The following is a 19,674-nucleotide window of genomic DNA, read 5'->3' as shown; positions in this document are numbered from 1 at the left end:
ACAAAAATAAATTAATCCGTACTAAAATAGCGTTAACATAACTTTTTGTTTCAGCATTTTTATAAATTTGTAGCTTATATTAACTAAGATAAAAAATGAAAAAATTAATATTATTTCTTTCGGCAGCTTTCTTATTGGCTTCTTGTGCCTCTAGCAAAGAACTTGATGCTTTAAAAGCTAAACATGAACAAACTAAAGAAGAGTTATTAACTGTAAAAAACAACCTTACTAAGTGTTTAGTAGAAAAAGACAAATACCAGGATCGATCTAAAGATTTAGAAGGCAGAATTGCTGAATTAAAAAAGGACAAGGAAAATACTATTCAACAAGTTGAAAACTTAACTGTATTAACTAAAGGTGCTACCGAAAACATTAAGGAAACCTTATCTCAGTTAAGCAAAAAAGATAAATACATTAATAAAATTAGAGCAGCAGCATCTAAAAAAGATTCATTAAACTTAGTAGTTGCTTTCCATTTAAAGAAAGAATTACAAGATGGTATCGACGACCAAGATATTGAAGTAAATGTTGAGAAAACTGTTGTATTTATTTCTATTTCAGATAAGTTATTATTTAAAAGTGGAAGTTATACTATAACAGACAAAGCTTCTAAAGTATTACAAAAAGTAGCTACTGTTGTTAACGCACAACCAGAAATGGATGTAATGGTAGAAGGACATACAGATGATACTCCAATTTCTGGAAACTCTTCTTTAAAAGACAACTGGGATTTAAGTGTAAAACGTTCTACTGCTATTGTACGTGAGTTAGAGAATAAATATGATGTAGCACCACAAAGATTAATCGCAGCTGGTAGAAGTAGTTTTATACCTTTAGTACCAAACGACTCAGCTGAGAACAAATCTAAAAACAGAAGAACAAAGATTATTATCTTACCAAGATTAAATCAATTCTTTGATTTATTAGATCAAAAAGTAGAATAATTAGCATTCAACTTAGAAAATATAAAAAAACCACCTTATTATTTAGGTGGTTTTTTTATTGCCTATATTCCATTAAATATATTATTTTAGATATATAATCATTCCTATAACAACTTAGAAATTTTTAATTGATTACATGGAGTTTGAAGAGAAAGTAATTACTTATAAAGATCGGATTGTTTTTATAAAGCTATCGATGCCATTTTTCAACAGAACACTAAAAAACTATGTTGAAGAAGAAGCTTGCTTTATGTTTGTTAACAAAGGTGAAGTAAATGTAAGAACACCTGAAGACTACCTTAAACTTAATAAAGATACTGCCATGGTAGCTAAGTGCTTGAATTACTTTTTTGAACCTAGCGAAAACAAAGAAAGTTGTAAAGATGGAATAGAATCTGTTGGAATATTCTTGTATCCTTCATTAGTAAAAGATTTATTTGATTTAGACGTTGCTACATCCAACTATAAAGTAGGATATAATGTAAAACAAGTTCAAGTAGATTTAATGCTACATAATTTTAGACAAAGTATAGAAATCTTACTAGAAAACCCTGAATTGGTAGATGAAGGTATTATAAAAACTAAACTGAAAGAATTTATTCAACTATTAGTAAAATCTCAAAATGCACCATCTCAATTAGACTTTTTAGCTGCTTTATTTAAACCAAATGAAACAGCTTTCAAAAAAGTAATTCAGCAAAACATGTATGCTAATCTTACCGTAAAGGAACTAGCGTTATTAACACATTTAAGTGAATCTTCTTTTAAAAGAAAGTTTAAAGAAGTATTTGAAGAAAGTCCGAAAAAATATTTAACTCGGAAAAAATTAGAACGTGCAGCTGAATTATTAAAATCGAGCAAGAATCGTATTTCAGAAATTGCTTATGACGTTGGTTTTGAATCTACCGCTACTTTTAATCGAAATTTCCAGTCACATTTTGGAAAAAGTCCATCTGATTATCGTTTGAACTAAAATGAGAATTCTTTGACCTAAACCAAAAAGAAAACTCTTAAAAACATCATAACCTTTGCAATGAATTAAAATCATTGGTTATGAACAGTTTAAAAATTTTAAAAATCTACTTAATTATTTCTGGGTTACTATTATCTGTAATAGGAACGCTTACAGCTTTTAACCCTGTAAAAATTAAAGCAAACGAAGGCATTGAAATCGCAGGAAATGCTAGCGCTCTAAATGATGTTCGTGCTTTTGGAATTTTATTGCTAGCAATAGCAATCTTATCTTTTTCTGGAGCCATAAAAACAGCTATCAGAAAAACTGCAGCAATTACACTCCCTTTACTTTTTATCTCTTTAGGTATTGGTAGAGTAATTAGTGTTGTTTTAGACGGAATGCCTTCTGAAGGTATGGTAAAAGCAACTATTTTAGAATTCGTACTTGGATTCATAGGAGCTACTTTATACTTCATTAACAAAAAATACTTCAACGATTAATATCATGAATAAGTCAATAATGATCACCGGAGCTAACGCAGGTATTGGTAAAGAAACCGCAAGACAGTTAGCATTTCAGAGAAATACAGAAATTATTTATTTAGCTTGTAGAAATTTAGAAAAAGCCACTGCTGCTAAAAGAGAATTAACACAAGCAACTGGAAGAGATATCTTTAAAATTATAATCATGGATATTTCTAAACCAGAAACCGTTAAAAAAGCTGTCGAAACAATTACATCTCCTGTAGATGCTTTAATACTAAATGCAGGAGGCACAGGCGGTAAAACTCCTGAAAAACTAACCTCAAATGGAGTAACAGAAATAACAGCTGGTAATCTTTTAGGACATGTTGTTTTAGTAGACGAGTTAATAAAACACCAAAAACTAAACAATGTAGTGTTATTTGCAAGTTCAGAAGCTGCCAGAGGAATTAAACAAATGGGAATGAAACGCCCTAATTTAAGTGAGAATTCAGTAGAAGAGTTTATTTCAATTTTTGATGGTAGTAAATTCAAGAACGATTTTGACCCTATGCAAGTATATGGATGGATTAAGTATGGTGGAACTTTATGGATGAGTAATATGGCTAGAAAAAACCCAGACATCAAATTTATTAGCATGAGTCCTGGTGGCACCAGAGGAACTCAAGGAATGGATGATTTACCTCTTATAAAAAGAATTTTCTTAAAACATATTGGTATGAAATTAATTATGCCACTTATGAAAATGTCTCATTCGGTTGAAGAAGGAGCAAAACGTTTTGTAGAAGGGATTAATAATCCGAAGTTTAAAAGCGGTGTATTTTATGCTAGTAAAGAAAATATACTTACAGGTCAGGTTATAGATCAAAGTACTATTTGGAAAGACTTAGACAATCCTCTATATCAAAAAAATGCTGATACAGCTATTCATAGTTTTGTAAGTTAAAACTAAAAAAAGTGATTCTAACATGTTATAGAATCACTTTTTTAATCTTTTAAAACTTATTAATTACTCAAAGCTTATAAAAATCTATATGTCGCTTTTATTAAAAAGGTATTATCTAATTTGTTTTCTAATATCTGATTGTTTAAACCTCCAAGTAATGACCTATCAGAATCTACACTTCCAGTAGTTCCTTGAGACCAAACTAAAAATAATTCAGAACCAGGAATATATTCCCAACGCACTACTAGATTTGTACGTAATTGCACAAAAGAGAAATCCGGATTAGAAAACTCGTAATCTGTAGTTCCATCTAAATCTTCATCTACTAAAAAAACATCTGTCCCACTACTATTTGCCCCAAATTGAATTTGATTTGTACTTTCATCGTAAAAAGTAACCCTATTGTTTAAATCTGTTGCAATTGGATTACCAGTAACGTAATTAAAGTTTTTATATCTTCCTCGCGCTATAAAAGGTTGACCATAATATTGTATCGATAAATTTGGATTGATACTATAATTTAATCGTAAGGTTGTAGACCAGTTATTATTATTAATTTCTCCTAAAACATATCGGCGCTCATTTCCAAAATCTCGAACTGTTACATACTGAACTTTGTTTCTATTATCTGTATAGTTAGTACTTAAAGAAAGACTTAATGCATCTAAAGGTTGGTAATTAAAACGAATATCATAGTTCTTTACACTAAATGTATCTTGCGATCCAAAAGAATTTCTAAATCCAGCAGAAAAACTAAACTTTTTACTAGAGTCTGAACCAAAACTTAAATTATAAAAAGATTCATTTGCATTTCTCCAACGCGGCCCTCCTCGTAAATATGTATTGCTAATCACTCTAGGATTATGTCCAAATCGTAGTTCTGTTCCCCAATTGTTTTCCCAATTTACAAATGTATTCCATTGTGTTTCTACTCTATTTAGATGACCAGCAAAATCGTAAGCACTTCTAAATATAATACGGGAAGCCATTCTACGATATACATTTGTTGGTTCTTGCCATAAGTATTCAACATTACTAAATTGCCATATTTGATCGGTACTTCTTAAGAAACCAATATCATTTAATTCAAACTCTGGAGATTTCCATGTAGCTCCCAAGAAAAAACGCCAGTTTCCTCCTCCTCTTTTTCCTCCAAAAATACGACCACCAGTTCCTGTTAACGAAGTTTTATTCGGATCTACTTCTAAATGACTAGCATCTACACGCTGAAATAAATGACGAATAGATTCTTGTGTTCTTGTAATTGCTTCTTTACTTCCTAACACATGACTTAATGCAAAGTTTCCTTGAATGAAATAATCTCTATTGTGCCATTCATGTCTAAAATCTACTCCTCCTGTATACGCAGCTTTATGCAAATAATCTAAGCTACTCTTATCTCTAACTACAGAAGTGAAAACACCTCCTATATATGAGTTACGCTCATTAAAATCTTTTTGAACTCTTCCTACCAGATAATTCGTTAGTGGTTCTACTAATACTTCTCTTCTATCTCCGTTTGAATCTATTTCTGCATATTCATTGTTGGTAACACTCTCCAAAATTCCTATAGACCAACCATCTTGTGTTTTTCCTGAGAATTTTGCTGCTGATAAAATTGTTGTATTTACAGGAACATCAACAAACTCTCCATCATTCAACTCTACACTCCCTTGAGGAGACCTACCAATTCGTCTACTATAAAAAACATTGTCTTGTCCTCCAACTCTAAAATCGAAGATATTTTTATTTTCAACAAAAAACGGTCGTTGCTCTTGAAAAAAGACATCGTCAAACCCATCTAATACAATATTTCCTGGATCAGCTTCTACCTGACCAAAATCTGGATTCACAGTTAAGTCTAATGTTAAATCATTCGTAATCCCAATTTTAGCATCTAACCCTCCATTAAATGAAAAATCACTTCCTGTTCTAAAAGGGTTTCCAGCCTCTTTTTCATACGTATCGTATTGAAGTACTGTAAAAGGTTGGATTTCCAATTGCTTTTGAGATTTCAAACCTTTTAAACCGTGTAACTCTCCTGCCTCACTAATAAAACCTGATACTTCGTTTGGGATTCTTTGCCAAAGTGAACGCTCTTGTCTTCTAAAAAATGTTCTATTAATATTTAATCCCCAAACTTGTTCCTCTGCATTTCCAAATCGTAATTGTGTAAAAGGAATTTTCATTTCTGCTGTCCATCCTTTATCATCTACTACTGCATTTGTATACCAAATAGGATTCCAACTAGCATCCCAATTTTGACCATTATTTGTAGCCAACTCTTCTCCTTTTACACCTGCAGCCGTAATTGTAAACACAAAAGCTGTTCTTTTATCGTGGTAACTATCTATAATTACATTGATACGATCTCCAGCAAAACCATCTCTTCTCGTAAGACGTTCTTCTATTTTTTCTGGTTCATCATCAAAAGCTCTTAAAGCAACGTATAAATACTTATTATCATAACCTATTTTAAATTTAGTTTGATAGGTAGGCGGTGTGCCTTCATCTGGATCCTTCTCTGTAAAATCTGTTCCCCACTCTAATTCGTCCCAAGCACTATCCGTTATTGCACCATCAATTTCTGGAACCGACGTTATAAACTTTGTATAATACTTCTTTTTGGGGATGCTCTGACTCTGCTGACTTATTATTTGTATGGTACACAAAAAAGTAGCAAAAAAGAGTATTGGCTTTGCTTTCATTAGTTAGTTTTAATCTAAGATCAAAAGTATACCAGATTTCTCTTAATAATATGTTAATTCACATTTCAAAAATCTTAAACTTAAACAAAAGCAACTTACTATTTGTCAATACAATAAATAATTGTAAATTTGCACTCCTTTTTTAAGGAAAAATTAAATTTTATAATTAACAAAAACTAATCGTGTATGGGCACATTAAGTTACAAAACAGTATCGGCTAACAAAGCAACTGTAAACAAGGAGTGGGTTTTAGTTGATGCGGACGGGCAGTCATTAGGTCGTCTAGCTTCTAAAGTTGCAAAACTTATTAGAGGTAAACACAAACCTAATTATACTCCACACGTAGACTGTGGTGACAACGTTGTAATTATCAACGCTGAAAAGATTAATTTAACAGGAAGTAAGTGGAATCAGAAAACTTACATCCGTCACACAGGGTATCCAGGTGGTCAAAGATCGCTTACTGCTCAAGAAATGTTCGAAAAAGATCCTACGAGAATTATCGAAAAAGCAGTAAAAGGTATGTTACCTAAAAACAAATTAGGTAGCGCATTATTCAGAAATTTATATGTATACGCTGGTACTGAGCACGGACAAGAAGCTCAAAAACCAACAACTATTAACCTTAACGATCTTAAATAATGGAAACAATTCACAAAATAGGTAGAAGAAAGACAGCTGTTGCTCGTGTATATGTTTCTCAAGGTGAAGGAAACATCACTATCAACAAAAGAGATTTAAACAATTACTTTACTACTCCAACTTTACAGTATAAAGTACGTCAACCTTTAATGTTAACTGAGAACTTAGCTTCTTACGATATTAAAGTAAACGTTTATGGTGGTGGAGTTACTGGTCAAGCTGAAGCAATTCGTTTAGCAATTACTAGAGCATTAGTAGCAATTAATGAAGAGCACAAAGCAGTATTAAAACCAGAAGGATTATTAACTCGTGATCCTAGAATGGTTGAACGTAAGAAATTCGGTCAGAAGAAAGCACGTAAGAAATTCCAGTTCTCTAAGCGTTAATATGTATGCTGAACTTGTTTCAGCATCATTTAAATGTTTTGAGACTGTTATTCATAAATTAATTTTTATTAAACAGTTTAGTATCTAAATAACACAGACGTAAAACTACTGTGTTGTTGCGAAAACAGAACGTAAACACATTTATCAAAATGGCAAACATTCAAGAATTATTAGAAAACGGAGTACACTTTGGTCACTTAACTAGAAAGTGGAACCCTAACATGGCTCCTTACATTTATACAGAACGTAATGGTGTTCACATCATCGATTTGTATAAGACTTCAGCGAAAATTGAAGAAGCACAAGCTGCTTTAAAAAAGATCGCAAACTCAGGGCGTAAAATTTTATTTGTTGCTACTAAGAAACAAGCAAAAGATATCGTTGCTGAAAAATCTAAATCAGTAAACATGCCTTACATCACAGAAAGATGGCCAGGTGGTATGTTAACTAACTTCGTAACTATCCGTAAAGCTGTAAAGAAAATGGCTGCTATTGATAGAATGAAGCAAGATGGATCTTTTGATGCTTTATCTAAAAGAGAAAAATTACAAATTAACCGTCAACGTGAAAAATTAGAAAAGAACTTAGGTTCTATCTCTGATATGACTCGTTTACCAGGTGCTTTATTTGTAATTGACGTGAAGAAAGAGCATATTGCTATTGCTGAAGCACAAAAATTAAACATTCCAATCTTTGCAATGGTTGATACGAATTCTGATCCTAGACCGATTGATTTTGTAATTCCTGCAAATGATGATGCTTCTAAATCTATTGATAAAGTTTTATCTTATGTTACTGATGCAATTGCAGAAGGATTAACAGAAAGAAAAGCTGACAAAGAAAAAGCGAAAGCTAACAAAGAAGCTGAAACCAAAGAAGAAGTAAAAGCTGAAGAAGCTAAGTAATTTTAAAATAAAGGTTTCATTACATTGAAACCTTTATTTTATTATATCATTGTACAAATAAATACAACATAAAAAACTTATAAAATGTCAAAAATTAGCGCTGCTGACGTAAAAAAATTAAGAGAAACTACTGGTGCAGGAATGATGGACTGTAAGAATGCTTTAGTGGAAGCAGAAGGAAACTTCGATAAAGCTATTGAAATCTTACGTAAGAAAGGACAAAAAATCGCTGCTAAAAGAGCAGATCGTGATTCATCTGAAGGTGTTGCTATCGCTAAAATTAGTGATGACAATACTTATGGTGTTGCTATCGTTTTAGCTTGTGAAACTGATTTCGTTGCTAAGAATGATAGTTATAAAGATTTAGCTAAACAATTCGTTGACATTGCTATCAACTATAATAATAAAGAAGAGTTTTTAGCTGCTGAATTTGAGCCAGGAGTAACTGTTGCTGAGAAATTAATCGAGCAAACTGGAGTTATTGGTGAGAAGATTGAGATTCCTTCTTTCGAAAGAATTGAAGCTCCTTACGTAGGTTCATATACACACGTTGGTAAAATCTCTGCTTTAGTAGGTTTAACTAAATCTATTGACAAAGCTGCTGATTTAACTAAAGATTTAGCAATGCAAGCTGCTTCAATGGGAGCAACAACTTTATCTTATAAAGATTTCTCTCCAGAGTTTGTAGCTGCTGAAACTGATGCTAGAATTGCTGCAATCGTTAAGGATAATGAAGAATTAGTTCGTTTAGGAAAAACATTAAAGAATGTTCCTAAGTATGTATCTCGTTTACAATTAACTGACGAAGCTTTAGCACAAGCTGAAGAAGATGCAAAAGAGCAATTAAAAGCTGAAGGTAAGCCAGAGAAAATCTGGGACAAAATCTTACCAGGAAAAATGGAAAGATTTATCTCTGATAACACTACTTTAGATCAAGAGCAGTGTTTATTAGATCAAAAATTCATCAAAGATGAGAAGAAAACTGTAGAAGAATACGTTACTTCTTACGGTGATGATGTTGAAGTGAAAAACTTCGTAAGAGTTACTTTAGGGTAATTTTTTACTACATATAATTTTAGAAAAACCTCGCTTAATGCGAGGTTTTTTTTGCAACTAATATTTGTATATTTGCACAACTTTTCAACAAAACTATGCAATATAAAAGAATACTTCTAAAACTAAGCGGAGAAGCCCTAATGGGGGAACGCGATTACGGAATAGACCCAAAAAGGTTAAAAGAATATGCGCAAGAAATTAAACTTGTTGTAGACAAGGGAATTGAAGTAGCAATCGTAATAGGTGGAGGAAATATCTTTAGAGGAGTTTCAGGTGCTGCCAATGGTATGGACAGAGTTCAGGGTGACCATATGGGAATGTTAGCAACTTGTATCAACGGATTAGCACTTCAAAGTGCTTTAGAAGATGAAGGTGTATACACTAGAATGCAAACAGCTCTTGAGATAAAAGAAGTTGCTGAACCTTACATCAAAAGAAAAGCAATTAGACATTTAGAGAAAGGTAGAGTTGTTATTTTTGGTGCTGGTACAGGTAACCCTTATTTTACAACAGATACTGCTGCAGTATTAAGAGCTATTGAAATAGATGCAGATGCTATTTTAAAAGGAACTCGTGTAGATGGAATTTACAATGACGATCCTGAAAAGAATAAAGATGCCGTTAAATTTGAAAACATTACTTTTAAAGACGTTATTGAGAAAAACTTAAAAGTAATGGATATGACTGCCTTTACGTTAAGTGAAGAAAATAAATTACCTATTATTGTGTTCGATATGAATAAGAAAGGAAACTTATTCAAGTTAATATCAGGAGAACCAATTGGTACAATAGTTGATTACAAATAAAACAGTTTAAAAACTGATATCTTAAATATTTATAAGATGACTGAAGAAATAGATTTTATCATAGATAGTACAAAAGAAGCAATGAATAATGCAATTTCTCATTTAGAGAAAGAACTAAGAAGTATTAGAGCTGGTAAAGCTTCTCCAGCAATGTTAGCAAATGTACAGGTAGACTATTATGGTTCTCAAACACCATTAAGTCAAGTAGCTAATGTAAATACTCCTGATGCTAGAACAATTTCTATTCAACCATGGGAAAAAAACATGTTGCACGAAATTGAAAAGGCAATTATGATTGCTAACTTAGGATTTAATCCAATGAACAATGGTGAAAATATTATTATTAATGTACCACCATTAACAGAAGAACGTCGTCGTGATTTAGCAAAGCAAGCTAAAGCAGAAGCTGAGCATGCTAAAGTGGGTGTAAGAAATGCTCGTAAAGACGCTAACAACGAAATTAAAAAATTAGATGTTTCAGACGATATGAAAAAGAATGCTGAAACGGATATTCAAAGTTTAACCGATGGATTTGTTAAACAAATAGATGAAAAATTCTCTGTAAAAGAGCAAGAAATCATGACTGTTTAATAAAACCTTAAAAGGTTTTTTAAAAAGAGTGTTTTACAACACTCTTTTTTATTTTATTATTTCAAATTAACCTACCTTTGCACAAATTTTTTTAGATGACTTTTTGGACTAAAATCGCAGGATTTATTTTACGTAACAGATACTTGGTTTTAACAGCTATTGTTATAATAACTGCATTCTTAGTCACCCAAGCCAAATACATTCGTTTTTCATATACTGAAGCCAACTTATTACCAGAGAATCACGAGGTAAATCAGGAATACAATAAATTCCTAGATATTTTCGGAGAAGAAGGTAATTTGATTATCCTTGGAGTAAAAGATAGTACTGTATTTACTGTAGAAAAATTTAATGCTTGGAATGAATTAGCTAGAACTTTAGATAAAGAGCCACAAGTTGAGTTTACAGCATCTATATCTGATATTAAAAAGTTAGAAGCTGATAGAAAAAAACGAAAGTTTGTAGTTAGCCCTTTATTTGAAAAAAAGCCTACAGAAAAGAAAGACATTGAAAATATTAAAGAACAGTTATTTGAAAAATTACCGTTCTATGAAAATATCCTATACAATGAAGAAGGAACTATACAAACAGCGATCTATTTAAAAAAGGATATTGTAAATACACCTGAAAGAGCTGACTTTGTAGAGAAAACATTAATTCCACTGGTTTCTAAATTTGAATCAAAATATAACTTAAAAGTTCGAGTTTCTGGTATGCCATACATACGTACTTTAAACTCAAAAAATATTGCAGATGAAATGCTCTTATTTGTTGGAGGAGCTTTACTTATTACTGCTATTATTTTCTTTTTCTTCTTCAGATCATTTAGAGCCACCTTTATTACTTTATTAGTAGTAGGTGTAGGTGTAACTTGGGCTTTTGGTTTTATTGGTTTATTAGGATATGAATTAACCGTTTTAACTGCTTTAATTCCTCCTTTAATTATTGTAATTGGTGTTCCCAATGCAGTCTTCTTAATTAATAAATACCAACAAGAGGTTAAAAAGCACGGAAACCAAGCAAAATCGTTACAAAGAGTAATTTCTAAAATTGGAAATGCTACTTTAATGACCAATATTACAACTGCTTCTGGTTTCGCAACATTTGTTTTTGTAAAAAGTAAATTACTAAGAGAATTTGGTGTTTTAGCTTCTATTAATATCGTAAGTATATTTATTCTTGCTTTATTAATTATCCCAATCCTATACAGTTTTATGCCACTTCCACAGAAGAAACACTTGAATCATTTAGAGAAAAAGTGGATGGAGAACGTAGTGAACTGGATGGAAAAAGCTGTAAAAAACCAACGTATTTCAATTTATATCACTACCGTTGTTATCATTATTTTAAGCATGATTGGACTTTATAAAATTAGAGTTTCGGGTAGTTTAATTGAAGATATGCCAAAAGGAAAACAGTTTTATAAAGACATTAAATTTTTCGAAAATGAGTTTGGTGGTATCATGCCTTTGGAAATTTTAATCGATACCAAACGAGAGAAAGGAGTTATGAAACTTTCTACATTGAAAAAAATGGAGAAGTTAAATGAAACGATCGAAACTTTCCCTGAACTTTCGAAACCTATTTCAGTAAACAACTTAGTTAAATATTCTAAGCAAGCATATTATAAAGGAAACCCAAAGTATTATCAACTTCCTACGAGTCAAGAGAAAAGTTACATTTTTGCATATACAAAAAACTCTGACAGTAATGCTGGTATGCTTAAAAACTTTGTAGACAGCACAGGTAGATATGCACGTATCACTACCTTTATGAAAGATATTGGAACTGATAAAATGGATATCATCCAAGATCGATTAGATGCTGTTATTCAAAAGCAGTTCCCAGGACAAAAGTTTAGTGTTTCTATGACAGGAAAAGCGTTAGTTTTCTTAAAAGGAACAAACTATTTAATTAAGAACTTAGTAATTTCATTATCATTAGCCATTGTATTAATCTCTATTTTCATGGCTTGGATGTTTAGATCGCCACAAATGATTCTGATTTCTTTAATACCAAACATGCTACCTTTACTAATGACTGCAGGATTAATGGGATTCTTCGACATTCCGATTAAACCTTCTACTATTTTAGTTTTTAGTATTGCTTTTGGTATTTCTGTAGACGACACCATTCACTTTTTGGCCAAATATCGTCAAGAATTATTAGCTAATAACTGGAAAGTAAAACCCGCTGTATATTCAGCATTAAGAGAAACTGGAGTAAGTATGTTTTATACTTCTATCGTATTATTCTTTGGATTCTTAGTATTTACGGTTTCTAGCTTTGGAGGTACAATTGCTTTAGGAGGACTGGTATCTGTTACCCTTTTACTAGCCATGGTTTCTAACTTATTATTACTTCCTTCTCTACTACTTTCTTTTGAAAAAAAGATTGCCAATCAGAAGGTATTAAAAGAAACTAACTTTAAAATTTTACCACCAAAAGAGGAAAACAAAAAACAATAAGCTTTTATTTTCATTTAATGAGTATATAAAACTCAAATTATACTTATTCTTAACTCAGTAGCATTGCTCATTTCTACTTAAAAAATTATATTTGTCGTTCAATTTTTTAAAAATGAAAACAAGTAGCGTAAAAGAGTTATTAAACTCCAGTAAATTTTTACAAGAAGTAAGTGTTAAAGGATGGGTAAGAACGTTTAGAAGTAATCGTTTTATCGCTTTAAATGATGGTTCTACAATTAATAATATTCAATGTGTTGTTGATTTTGAGAATACGGACGAAACGCTTTTAAAAAGAATTAATACTGGTGCTGCTGTTGCTATTCAAGGAACTTTAGTAGAAAGCCAAGGAAAAGGTCAAAAAGTAGAAATACAGGCAACCAACGTTGAAGTTTTAGGAGATTCTAATCCAGATGAGTATCCAATTCAACCTAAAAGACATAGTTTAGAGTTCTTACGTGAAAATGCTCACTTAAGAGTTCGTACAAATACTTTTAGTGCTGTAATGCGTGTACGTTCTGCACTTTCGTTTGCTGTACATCAATATTTCCAACAAAATGGATTTTACTATGTAAACACACCAATTATCACAGGTTCTGATGCAGAAGGTGCTGGGGAAATGTTTAAAGTAACCAACTTTGAAACTAACAAAGCTCCATTAAACGAAGAAGGAGAGATAGATTATTCTCAAGATTTCTTTGGAAAGCAAACGAACTTAACTGTATCGGGTCAGCTAGAAGCTGAAACTTATGCTATGGGACTTGGTAAAGTGTATACATTTGGACCAACGTTTAGAGCAGAAAACTCAAATACTACACGTCACTTAGCAGAATTCTGGATGATTGAGCCTGAGGTTGCATTTAACGATTTAGATGCCAACATGGATTTGTCTGAAGATTTTATCAAATCTGTATTACAATATGTTTTAGATAACTGTGAAGACGATTTAGCATTCTTAGATAGTCGTTTAGCACAAGAAGAAAAACAAAAACCTCAAGCACAACGTAGTGAAATGGGCTTAGTAGAACGCTTAAAGTTTGTAGTTGAAAACAACTTTAAACGTGTAAGTTACACGGAAGCTATTGACATTTTAAAGAACTCTAAACCGAATAAAAAGAAGAAGTTCCAATTCTTAATTGAAGAATGGGGAGCTGATTTACAATCGGAACACGAGCGTTATTTAGTTGAGAAACACTTTAAGTGTCCAGTAATTTTATTTGATTATCCAGCAAAAATTAAAGCATTCTATATGCGTTTAAATGATGATGGAAAAACCGTAAGAGCTATGGACGTTTTATTCCCTGGAATTGGAGAAATGGTTGGAGGATCTCAAAGAGAAGAACGTTTAGAAGTTTTAAAAGAGAAAATGGCTGCATTAGATATTCCTGAAGAAGAATTATGGTGGTATTTAGATACACGTAAATTTGGTACAGCAGTACACTCAGGATTTGGACTAGGTTTTGAACGTTTGGTATTATTCACAACTGGTATGAGTAATATCCGTGACGTGATTCCATTCCCTAGAACACCACAAAATGCAGAATTTTAACAGTATTTTAAATAAAAAAATAGATCGCCATTCGCTTCCGAATGGCGATTTTCTTTTTCTTTGAATTCATATATTTGTACTTATGTTAAAACAAAGTTTACAACAACGATTACTTCAGAAATTATCTCCTCAACAAATACAGTTGATGAAGTTGATTCAATTGCCTACACAGGCCTTTGAAGAACGTTTAAAGCAAGAAATAGAAGAAAACCCTGCCTTAGATACAGGAAAGGAAGAAGCAGACAATTTTGAAGATAATTTTACCAATGATGTAGACTATGATGATACAGGTAATGAAAAGATAGAAGCTGACGATATTAATATTGATGAATATTTAAGTGACGACGAATATCCTAGTTATAAAACACAAGCAAATAATTACTCTTCAGACGATGAAGAAAAACAAGTTCCTTATGCAGCTGGAACTACCTTTCATCAATCTTTAAAAAATCAATTAAATACATTTAGAATAGATGATGAAGAAAGAGCTATTGCTGAATTTTTGGTTGGAAGTATAGATGATAGTGGTTATATAAGAAGAGACATTTTAGACTTAGTAGATGATTTAGCTTTTACACAAAATGTGTTTACAACTGAAGAAAAAGTTGAGACTGTTTTAATCAATGTTGTTCAAAAACTAGACCCAATTGGTGTTGGCGCAAGGGATTTAAAAGAATGTTTGGTAATTCAATTAAAAGCAAAAACTCCTACAAAAAGTAGACGTTTAGCGATTGATATTTTAGAAAATGCTTTCGATCATTTTGTAAAAAAACACTATAAAAAACTACTAGACAAATTCAATATTTCTGAAGAAGAGCTTAAAGAAGTTAATACAGAAATAGCAAAGTTAAACCCAAAACCTGGGAGTTCATATGCAGGAAATAACAAAATTGCTGAGCAAATTGTTCCTGATTTTACCATTCGAATTATTGATGGAAAACTAGAATTAACTTTAAATTCTAGAAACGCTCCTGAATTGCACGTATCTAGAGAGTATAACAATATGCTAAAAGGATATCAGGATTCAAAAGATAAAAGTAAATCTCAGAAAGATGCTGTATTATTCATCAAGCAAAAGTTAGATGCTGCAAAATGGTTTATTGATGCTATTAAACAGCGTCAGCAAACACTTTTAGTTACGATGAACTCAATTATGCATTATCAATATGATTACTTTTTAACTGGTGATGAACGTAAGTTAAAACCGATGATCTTAAAAGATATTGCTGATAAAATAAACATGGATGTTTCTACTGTTTCTAGAGTAGCAAATAGTAAATATGTTTCTACCCCTTACGGTACTAAACTGATTAAAGATTTCTTTTCAGAGTCTATGAAAAATGATCAAGGGGAAGATGTATCTACTAGAGAAATCAAAAAGATTCTAGAGAATGTTATTGCTGAAGAAGACAAACGTAAACCATTAACAGATGAAAAGCTTTCCGCTATTTTGAAGGAAAAAGGATACCCTATTGCACGAAGAACAGTAGCTAAATATAGAGAACAGTTAGACATACCTGTAGCTCGTTTAAGAAAAGAGATTTAATGCGCTGGCACAAGTTTATATCGACCATATTACATCCAATAGTAATGCCTACTGTTGGTTTATTGTTGTACTTCTTTCTGAGCCCAATAACATTTACGTTTAAAGAGCAAATCTACTTTTTAATCATTGTTTTTACGGCTACTTATATTATTCCAATTTTACTCTTAATCTTCTTAAGGTTGACTAATAAAATTACATCTTTTGAAGTTCCTACTATACAAGAACGTAAGATTCCTTTGTTTATAATGATTTCTATTTTTCTATTTTTAGGAAAGTTTTTCCAAAGTTTACCGAACATAAGAGACCTCTCTTATTTATTCTTCGGAACATTGTTAGGAATGATGATGGTATACTTTATTTTCTTTACGAAGATAAAAACAAGTTTACACTTGCTTTCTATGGGAAGTGCTGTAGGTTATTTTGTAGTCTTTCAACAAATCTATAATATCTCTGTATTACCTCTTATAATCATTTTAATACTACTTTCTGGCTTTTTAGCTTCTTCTAGACTATATCTAAAGGCACACACTCCAAAAGAGGTTTATTTAGGCTTTTTAATAGGTTTTTTAACTCAATTCATTGCTTATTATACGCTACAATAACTACAGCAAGTAGAATATCAATCCGAATTTTGCAATTTTAGAATTTACAGCTGCCCCGTTAATAGTTGCATTTTTATAAATAGGAGACAGTCCATAGTATAAATAGAAGTTAAAAGCTCCATAACCTGCCGATAATTCTAATCCAGCTTGAAACTTATTATAAATAGCAATATTTGAAAACTCTACAGCTGTATTATTTACTGTGTAACTAAATTTATTACTTAAATTATACGTTAATCGTACTCCTGTATATACTCTCCAAAATGAATATTTTATGGCATTAGAAGTCCTCCATCGAAACTGAATAGGAAACTCTAAATTATGCAATCGAAGTTTGTTTGAGCTTAAAACACTACTAGGAATTTGTATGGTATTCGTATTTATTACTTGCAAATTATGACTCAAAGAATTATAACCATAACCTACTCCTATTCCAGCAGCAACATTTCCTCGTCTATTAAAAGGAATATCTTTAATATATCCTCCTGAAAAGCTATACGAAAAACCCGTTTCAGTTGTCGTATTAGGCTGATTTATCATAACATCATAAGATATACTCAAATATAATTGATCTTCCCAATAACGATCTCCTAACTTTAGAGAATCGGCTTGAGAATATGCATTATATATAACGCTACAAATGCATACGAAAAACAATTTTAACTTCATAATAACTAGATTTTATTAATAAAAAAAGAGCAATCTAATAATTGCTCTTTTTTATATATAAATCAAAATGAATTTTTATTTATCTATGCTACTTCCTTTGTGAGTAGACAAACTAAGCTTTAATGCATTCACATCTCTTAGTTTTATACGAATATCAGTCAAAGTACCAACATTCATTTGCTTATCAGCCTTAATAGAAGTAGTCATTCTTGGATGATGCTCTTCAGAAACATCCAACCTAGAGTTTATGATAAAAGCAGGAATATCTTCCGGAGTAGCAATCTTATCATTTAACTGAATAGAATTGAACTTTTTACCGTACTTTGCATCTTTTGCTTTACCTACATAAATTGTAGTAACTAAACTCTTTTTTTCTAGTTTCTTTACTTCTGTTGCGCTAGGCAACTTAGGCGATTCAATAGCTAAATCTGTTTCTCTCATTACAGTTGTTACCATAAAAAAGAACAGTAACATAAAAACAATATCAGGTAAAGAAGCCGTTGATATCGCTGGCTGACCAGATTTCTTCTTTTTAAATTTTGACATAATTATTTGTTTTTATATTATTCACTACTATCTGTTGGATCTAAATCTGTGATGATTTGAGGGTAAGCAGTTTTAATCTCCTTAATTATAATTTCAAGGTTTTTATCTTTATTACCACTCTTTTTATATGCTTCTTCAATTTCAACAAATGATCTGTTGTACTTCTTTAAAGATAATGCATTTCTTAACTCTGCATAAGCAGTTCTAAGCTCATTTTGTACTGTTACATATGTTGAATAATCAGAAGCTCTATCACTCTCTATAGATACAATTGCCTTGTTAGGATGATCAGAAGATTCTGGATCTCTGGCTCCTTGACAATAATCACACTCTTTACCTTTCTCTTCACCTGGTATTGGATTTCCAACACCTCCACCATTGTCTATAAATTTCTTAGCAGCTTCTTTAAGATCTTTTAACTCCATAACGTCTCCATCTACAAATAGGTCGTTATTTCTGTTAATGCTAATCTCAAAGATATTCTTCTCTTTAATTTTTGGTGGCTCGTAATTCTTTGGCGGTTTTTCTGGTAACTTCATAGAAATACCTGAATCAACATCCATAGTTGTAGTTACGAGGAAGAAAATAAGTAGCAAGAAGGCGATATCTGCCATCGAACCTGCATTAATTTCTGGGTTTTCTCTTCTTGCCATGTTAAATTATTTTACTAAACCTTTTAATAAATCAAATACAAAGAAAGCTCCTCCAATTACTAATAGGAAAAGACTCGCCCATATACCTGTACTTGTTAATTTTGCTACAGCACTACCTGCAGCTGCAATAACTTTACCATTTGCATCTAATACTTGTGCTGGATCAGAAATTAGGTATGAAATTAGTATTACAACTCCTAAACTTACTACACCTAGTAACGCTTTCTTTAAGGCTGCTGGATTCTTTAAAACTCCTAATAAAGAAGCTATAACAGCTACTGCTAAAGAAGCAATCAAGATTACCACAGAAAAAGTTACCATTGGTGATGTTGCATTCGCTACTGCCTCTGCATTTTCCGGATCTGCCATCAACACGTTGGCATAAAGACCGAAACCAGCAACGCCAATAACAGCAATTAAAATTGTTAAAATTCTTTTATCCATGCTAATTCTTATTTTTTGTACTTAGCTAATAAGTCGATTAAAGAAATAGAAGCATCTTCCATACTGTTTACGATACTATCTACTTTAGATACGATATAGTTATAGAATATTTGTAATATAATAGCAACAACTAGACCAAATACTGTTGTTAATAATGCAATTTTAATACCACCTGCTACTACCGCTGGAGAAATATCGTTTGCTACTGCAATTCTATCAAAGGCATCGATCATACCAATTACAGTTCCCATGAATCCTAACATCGGTGCTAATGCGATAAATAAAGATAACCAAGAAATGTTTTTCTCTAATAATCCCATTTGAACTCCACCATATCCTACTACTGCTTTTTCAGCTGCCTCTAAACCTTCATCAGCTCTTTCTAATCCTTGGTAGAAAATAGAAGCAACAGGTCCTTTTGTATTTCTACAAACCTCTTTCGCAGCTTCAACACCACCAGAACTTAAAGCATCATCTACCTGAGCTACTAATTTTTTAGTGTTGGTAGTTGCCATGTTTAAATAGATGATTCTCTCTATTGCAATAGCTAAACCTAAGATTAAGGTCACTAATACAATACCCATAAACTTTGGATCTCCCTCAATAAAACGTTGTTTTAACTCTTGGTGAAAAGTTTTTTCAGCTTCACCTGCCTGAGCAAAAGTTGATTGAATAGCCCCAAAGAACATAAATCCTGTAAGAGTTAGGACATTTACTGCTTTTTTCATTTTGTTATAATTAATTTTAATAGTTAACGTGTTAAAAATACAAATTTTTAT

At 31.8% G+C, this 19,674-nt stretch carries 20 protein-coding genes; 14 read left to right on the top strand and 6 right to left on the bottom strand.

Features of this window, described 5'->3' with window-relative positions; translation table 11 throughout:
- Positions 1-95 precede the first annotated feature (95 nt).
- The 4 genes from ACKTTC_RS06710 (at position 96) to ACKTTC_RS06695 (ending at position 3,327) form a co-directional block, all read left to right on the top strand.
- Entirely contained in the window at positions 96-944 is an 849-nt protein-coding gene (locus ACKTTC_RS06710) for an OmpA family protein (protein ID WP_408039033.1), read from the top strand.
- A 136-nt stretch (positions 945-1,080) separates the two neighbouring features.
- The gene (locus ACKTTC_RS06705; protein ID WP_408039032.1) at positions 1,081-1,917 is read left to right on the top strand and encodes a helix-turn-helix domain-containing protein; all 837 of its coding nucleotides are present in this window, start codon (positions 1,081-1,083) and stop codon (positions 1,915-1,917) included.
- A gap of 80 nt (positions 1,918-1,997) precedes the next feature.
- A complete protein-coding gene (locus ACKTTC_RS06700) occupies positions 1,998-2,399 on the top strand; it encodes a DUF4345 domain-containing protein (RefSeq protein WP_408039031.1) in 402 nt (133 codons plus the stop codon).
- A gap of 4 nt (positions 2,400-2,403) precedes the next feature.
- Positions 2,404-3,327, top strand: coding sequence for an SDR family NAD(P)-dependent oxidoreductase (locus tag ACKTTC_RS06695; protein ID WP_408039030.1), 924 nt, complete (start codon positions 2,404-2,406; stop codon positions 3,325-3,327).
- 74 nt (positions 3,328-3,401) lie between these two features.
- On the opposite strand, the gene ACKTTC_RS06690 is transcribed toward ACKTTC_RS06695, so the two are convergent.
- Positions 3,402-6,035, bottom strand: coding sequence for a DUF5916 domain-containing protein (locus ACKTTC_RS06690; protein ID WP_408039029.1), 2,634 nt, complete (start codon positions 6,033-6,035; stop codon positions 3,402-3,404).
- 186 nt (positions 6,036-6,221) lie between these two features.
- On the opposite strand from ACKTTC_RS06690, the gene rplM reads away from it, so the two are divergent.
- The 10 genes from rplM to ACKTTC_RS06640 all read left to right on the top strand — a co-directional run bounded on the left by rplM (position 6,222) and on the right by ACKTTC_RS06640 (position 16,583).
- Entirely contained in the window at positions 6,222-6,677 is a 456-nt protein-coding gene (gene rplM, locus ACKTTC_RS06685; RefSeq protein ID WP_408039028.1) for a 50S ribosomal protein L13, read from the top strand.
- Positions 6,677-7,063, top strand: a complete 387-nt coding sequence (rpsI, locus tag ACKTTC_RS06680) for a 30S ribosomal protein S9 (RefSeq protein WP_408039027.1) — start codon at positions 6,677-6,679, stop codon at positions 7,061-7,063. The genes rplM and rpsI overlap by 1 nt, the downstream gene beginning before the upstream one ends.
- A gap of 149 nt (positions 7,064-7,212) precedes the next feature.
- Entirely contained in the window at positions 7,213-7,968 is a 756-nt protein-coding gene (gene rpsB, locus ACKTTC_RS06675; protein WP_408039026.1) for a 30S ribosomal protein S2, read from the top strand.
- A gap of 84 nt (positions 7,969-8,052) precedes the next feature.
- Positions 8,053-9,024: a translation elongation factor Ts gene (gene tsf / locus ACKTTC_RS06670; protein ID WP_408039025.1), complete on the top strand. Its 972-nt coding sequence runs from the start codon at positions 8,053-8,055 to the stop codon at positions 9,022-9,024.
- 95 nt (positions 9,025-9,119) lie between these two features.
- Positions 9,120-9,830: a UMP kinase gene (pyrH, locus tag ACKTTC_RS06665; RefSeq protein WP_408039024.1), complete on the top strand. Its 711-nt coding sequence runs from the start codon at positions 9,120-9,122 to the stop codon at positions 9,828-9,830.
- 36 nt (positions 9,831-9,866) lie between these two features.
- Positions 9,867-10,421 (top strand): ribosome recycling factor, encoded by a 555-nt coding sequence (gene frr, locus ACKTTC_RS06660; protein WP_408039023.1) that lies wholly within the window; start codon positions 9,867-9,869, stop codon positions 10,419-10,421.
- A gap of 95 nt (positions 10,422-10,516) precedes the next feature.
- Positions 10,517-12,889: an efflux RND transporter permease subunit gene (locus tag ACKTTC_RS06655; protein ID WP_408039022.1), complete on the top strand. Its 2,373-nt coding sequence runs from the start codon at positions 10,517-10,519 to the stop codon at positions 12,887-12,889.
- 112 nt (positions 12,890-13,001) lie between these two features.
- Entirely contained in the window at positions 13,002-14,435 is a 1,434-nt protein-coding gene (gene asnS, locus ACKTTC_RS06650) for an asparagine--tRNA ligase (RefSeq protein ID WP_408039021.1), read from the top strand.
- An 82-nt stretch (positions 14,436-14,517) separates the two neighbouring features.
- On the top strand, positions 14,518-15,981 hold the full coding sequence (gene rpoN / locus ACKTTC_RS06645) for an RNA polymerase factor sigma-54 (protein ID WP_408039020.1): 1,464 nt from the start codon (positions 14,518-14,520) through the stop codon (positions 15,979-15,981).
- Complete coding sequence (locus ACKTTC_RS06640; RefSeq protein WP_408039019.1) at positions 15,981-16,583, top strand: hypothetical protein; 603 nt, start codon at positions 15,981-15,983, stop codon at positions 16,581-16,583. The genes rpoN and ACKTTC_RS06640 overlap by 1 nt, the downstream gene beginning before the upstream one ends.
- Here the strand turns inward: ACKTTC_RS06640 and ACKTTC_RS06635 are convergent, their stop codons facing one another.
- The 5 genes from ACKTTC_RS06635 to ACKTTC_RS06615 all read right to left on the bottom strand — a co-directional run bounded on the left by ACKTTC_RS06635 (position 16,584) and on the right by ACKTTC_RS06615 (position 19,623).
- Positions 16,584-17,252 carry a porin family protein gene (locus ACKTTC_RS06635; protein ID WP_408039018.1) on the bottom strand — a complete coding sequence of 223 codons (669 nt, stop codon included), beginning with the start codon at positions 17,250-17,252 and terminating at the stop codon, positions 16,584-16,586.
- Between the two features lie 75 nt (positions 17,253-17,327).
- Complete coding sequence (locus ACKTTC_RS06630) at positions 17,328-17,798, bottom strand: ExbD/TolR family protein (RefSeq protein ID WP_408039017.1); 471 nt, start codon at positions 17,796-17,798, stop codon at positions 17,328-17,330.
- A 17-nt stretch (positions 17,799-17,815) separates the two neighbouring features.
- A complete protein-coding gene (locus ACKTTC_RS06625; RefSeq protein ID WP_408039016.1) occupies positions 17,816-18,451 on the bottom strand; it encodes an ExbD/TolR family protein in 636 nt (211 codons plus the stop codon).
- Between the two features lie 6 nt (positions 18,452-18,457).
- A complete protein-coding gene (locus ACKTTC_RS06620; protein WP_408039015.1) occupies positions 18,458-18,895 on the bottom strand; it encodes a hypothetical protein in 438 nt (145 codons plus the stop codon).
- A gap of 8 nt (positions 18,896-18,903) precedes the next feature.
- Positions 18,904-19,623, bottom strand: coding sequence for a MotA/TolQ/ExbB proton channel family protein (locus ACKTTC_RS06615; protein ID WP_408039014.1), 720 nt, complete (start codon positions 19,621-19,623; stop codon positions 18,904-18,906).
- Positions 19,624-19,674 lie beyond the last annotated feature (51 nt).

It is taken from the genome of Tenacibaculum amylolyticum (genome assembly GCF_964511145.1).
In the GTDB taxonomy this organism is placed as follows: Bacteria; Bacteroidota; Bacteroidia; order Flavobacteriales; family Flavobacteriaceae; genus Polaribacter; species Polaribacter amylolyticum.
The sequence above is the reverse complement of the archived record's forward strand: the minus strand, read 5'-3'. Positions and strand labels throughout refer to the sequence as shown.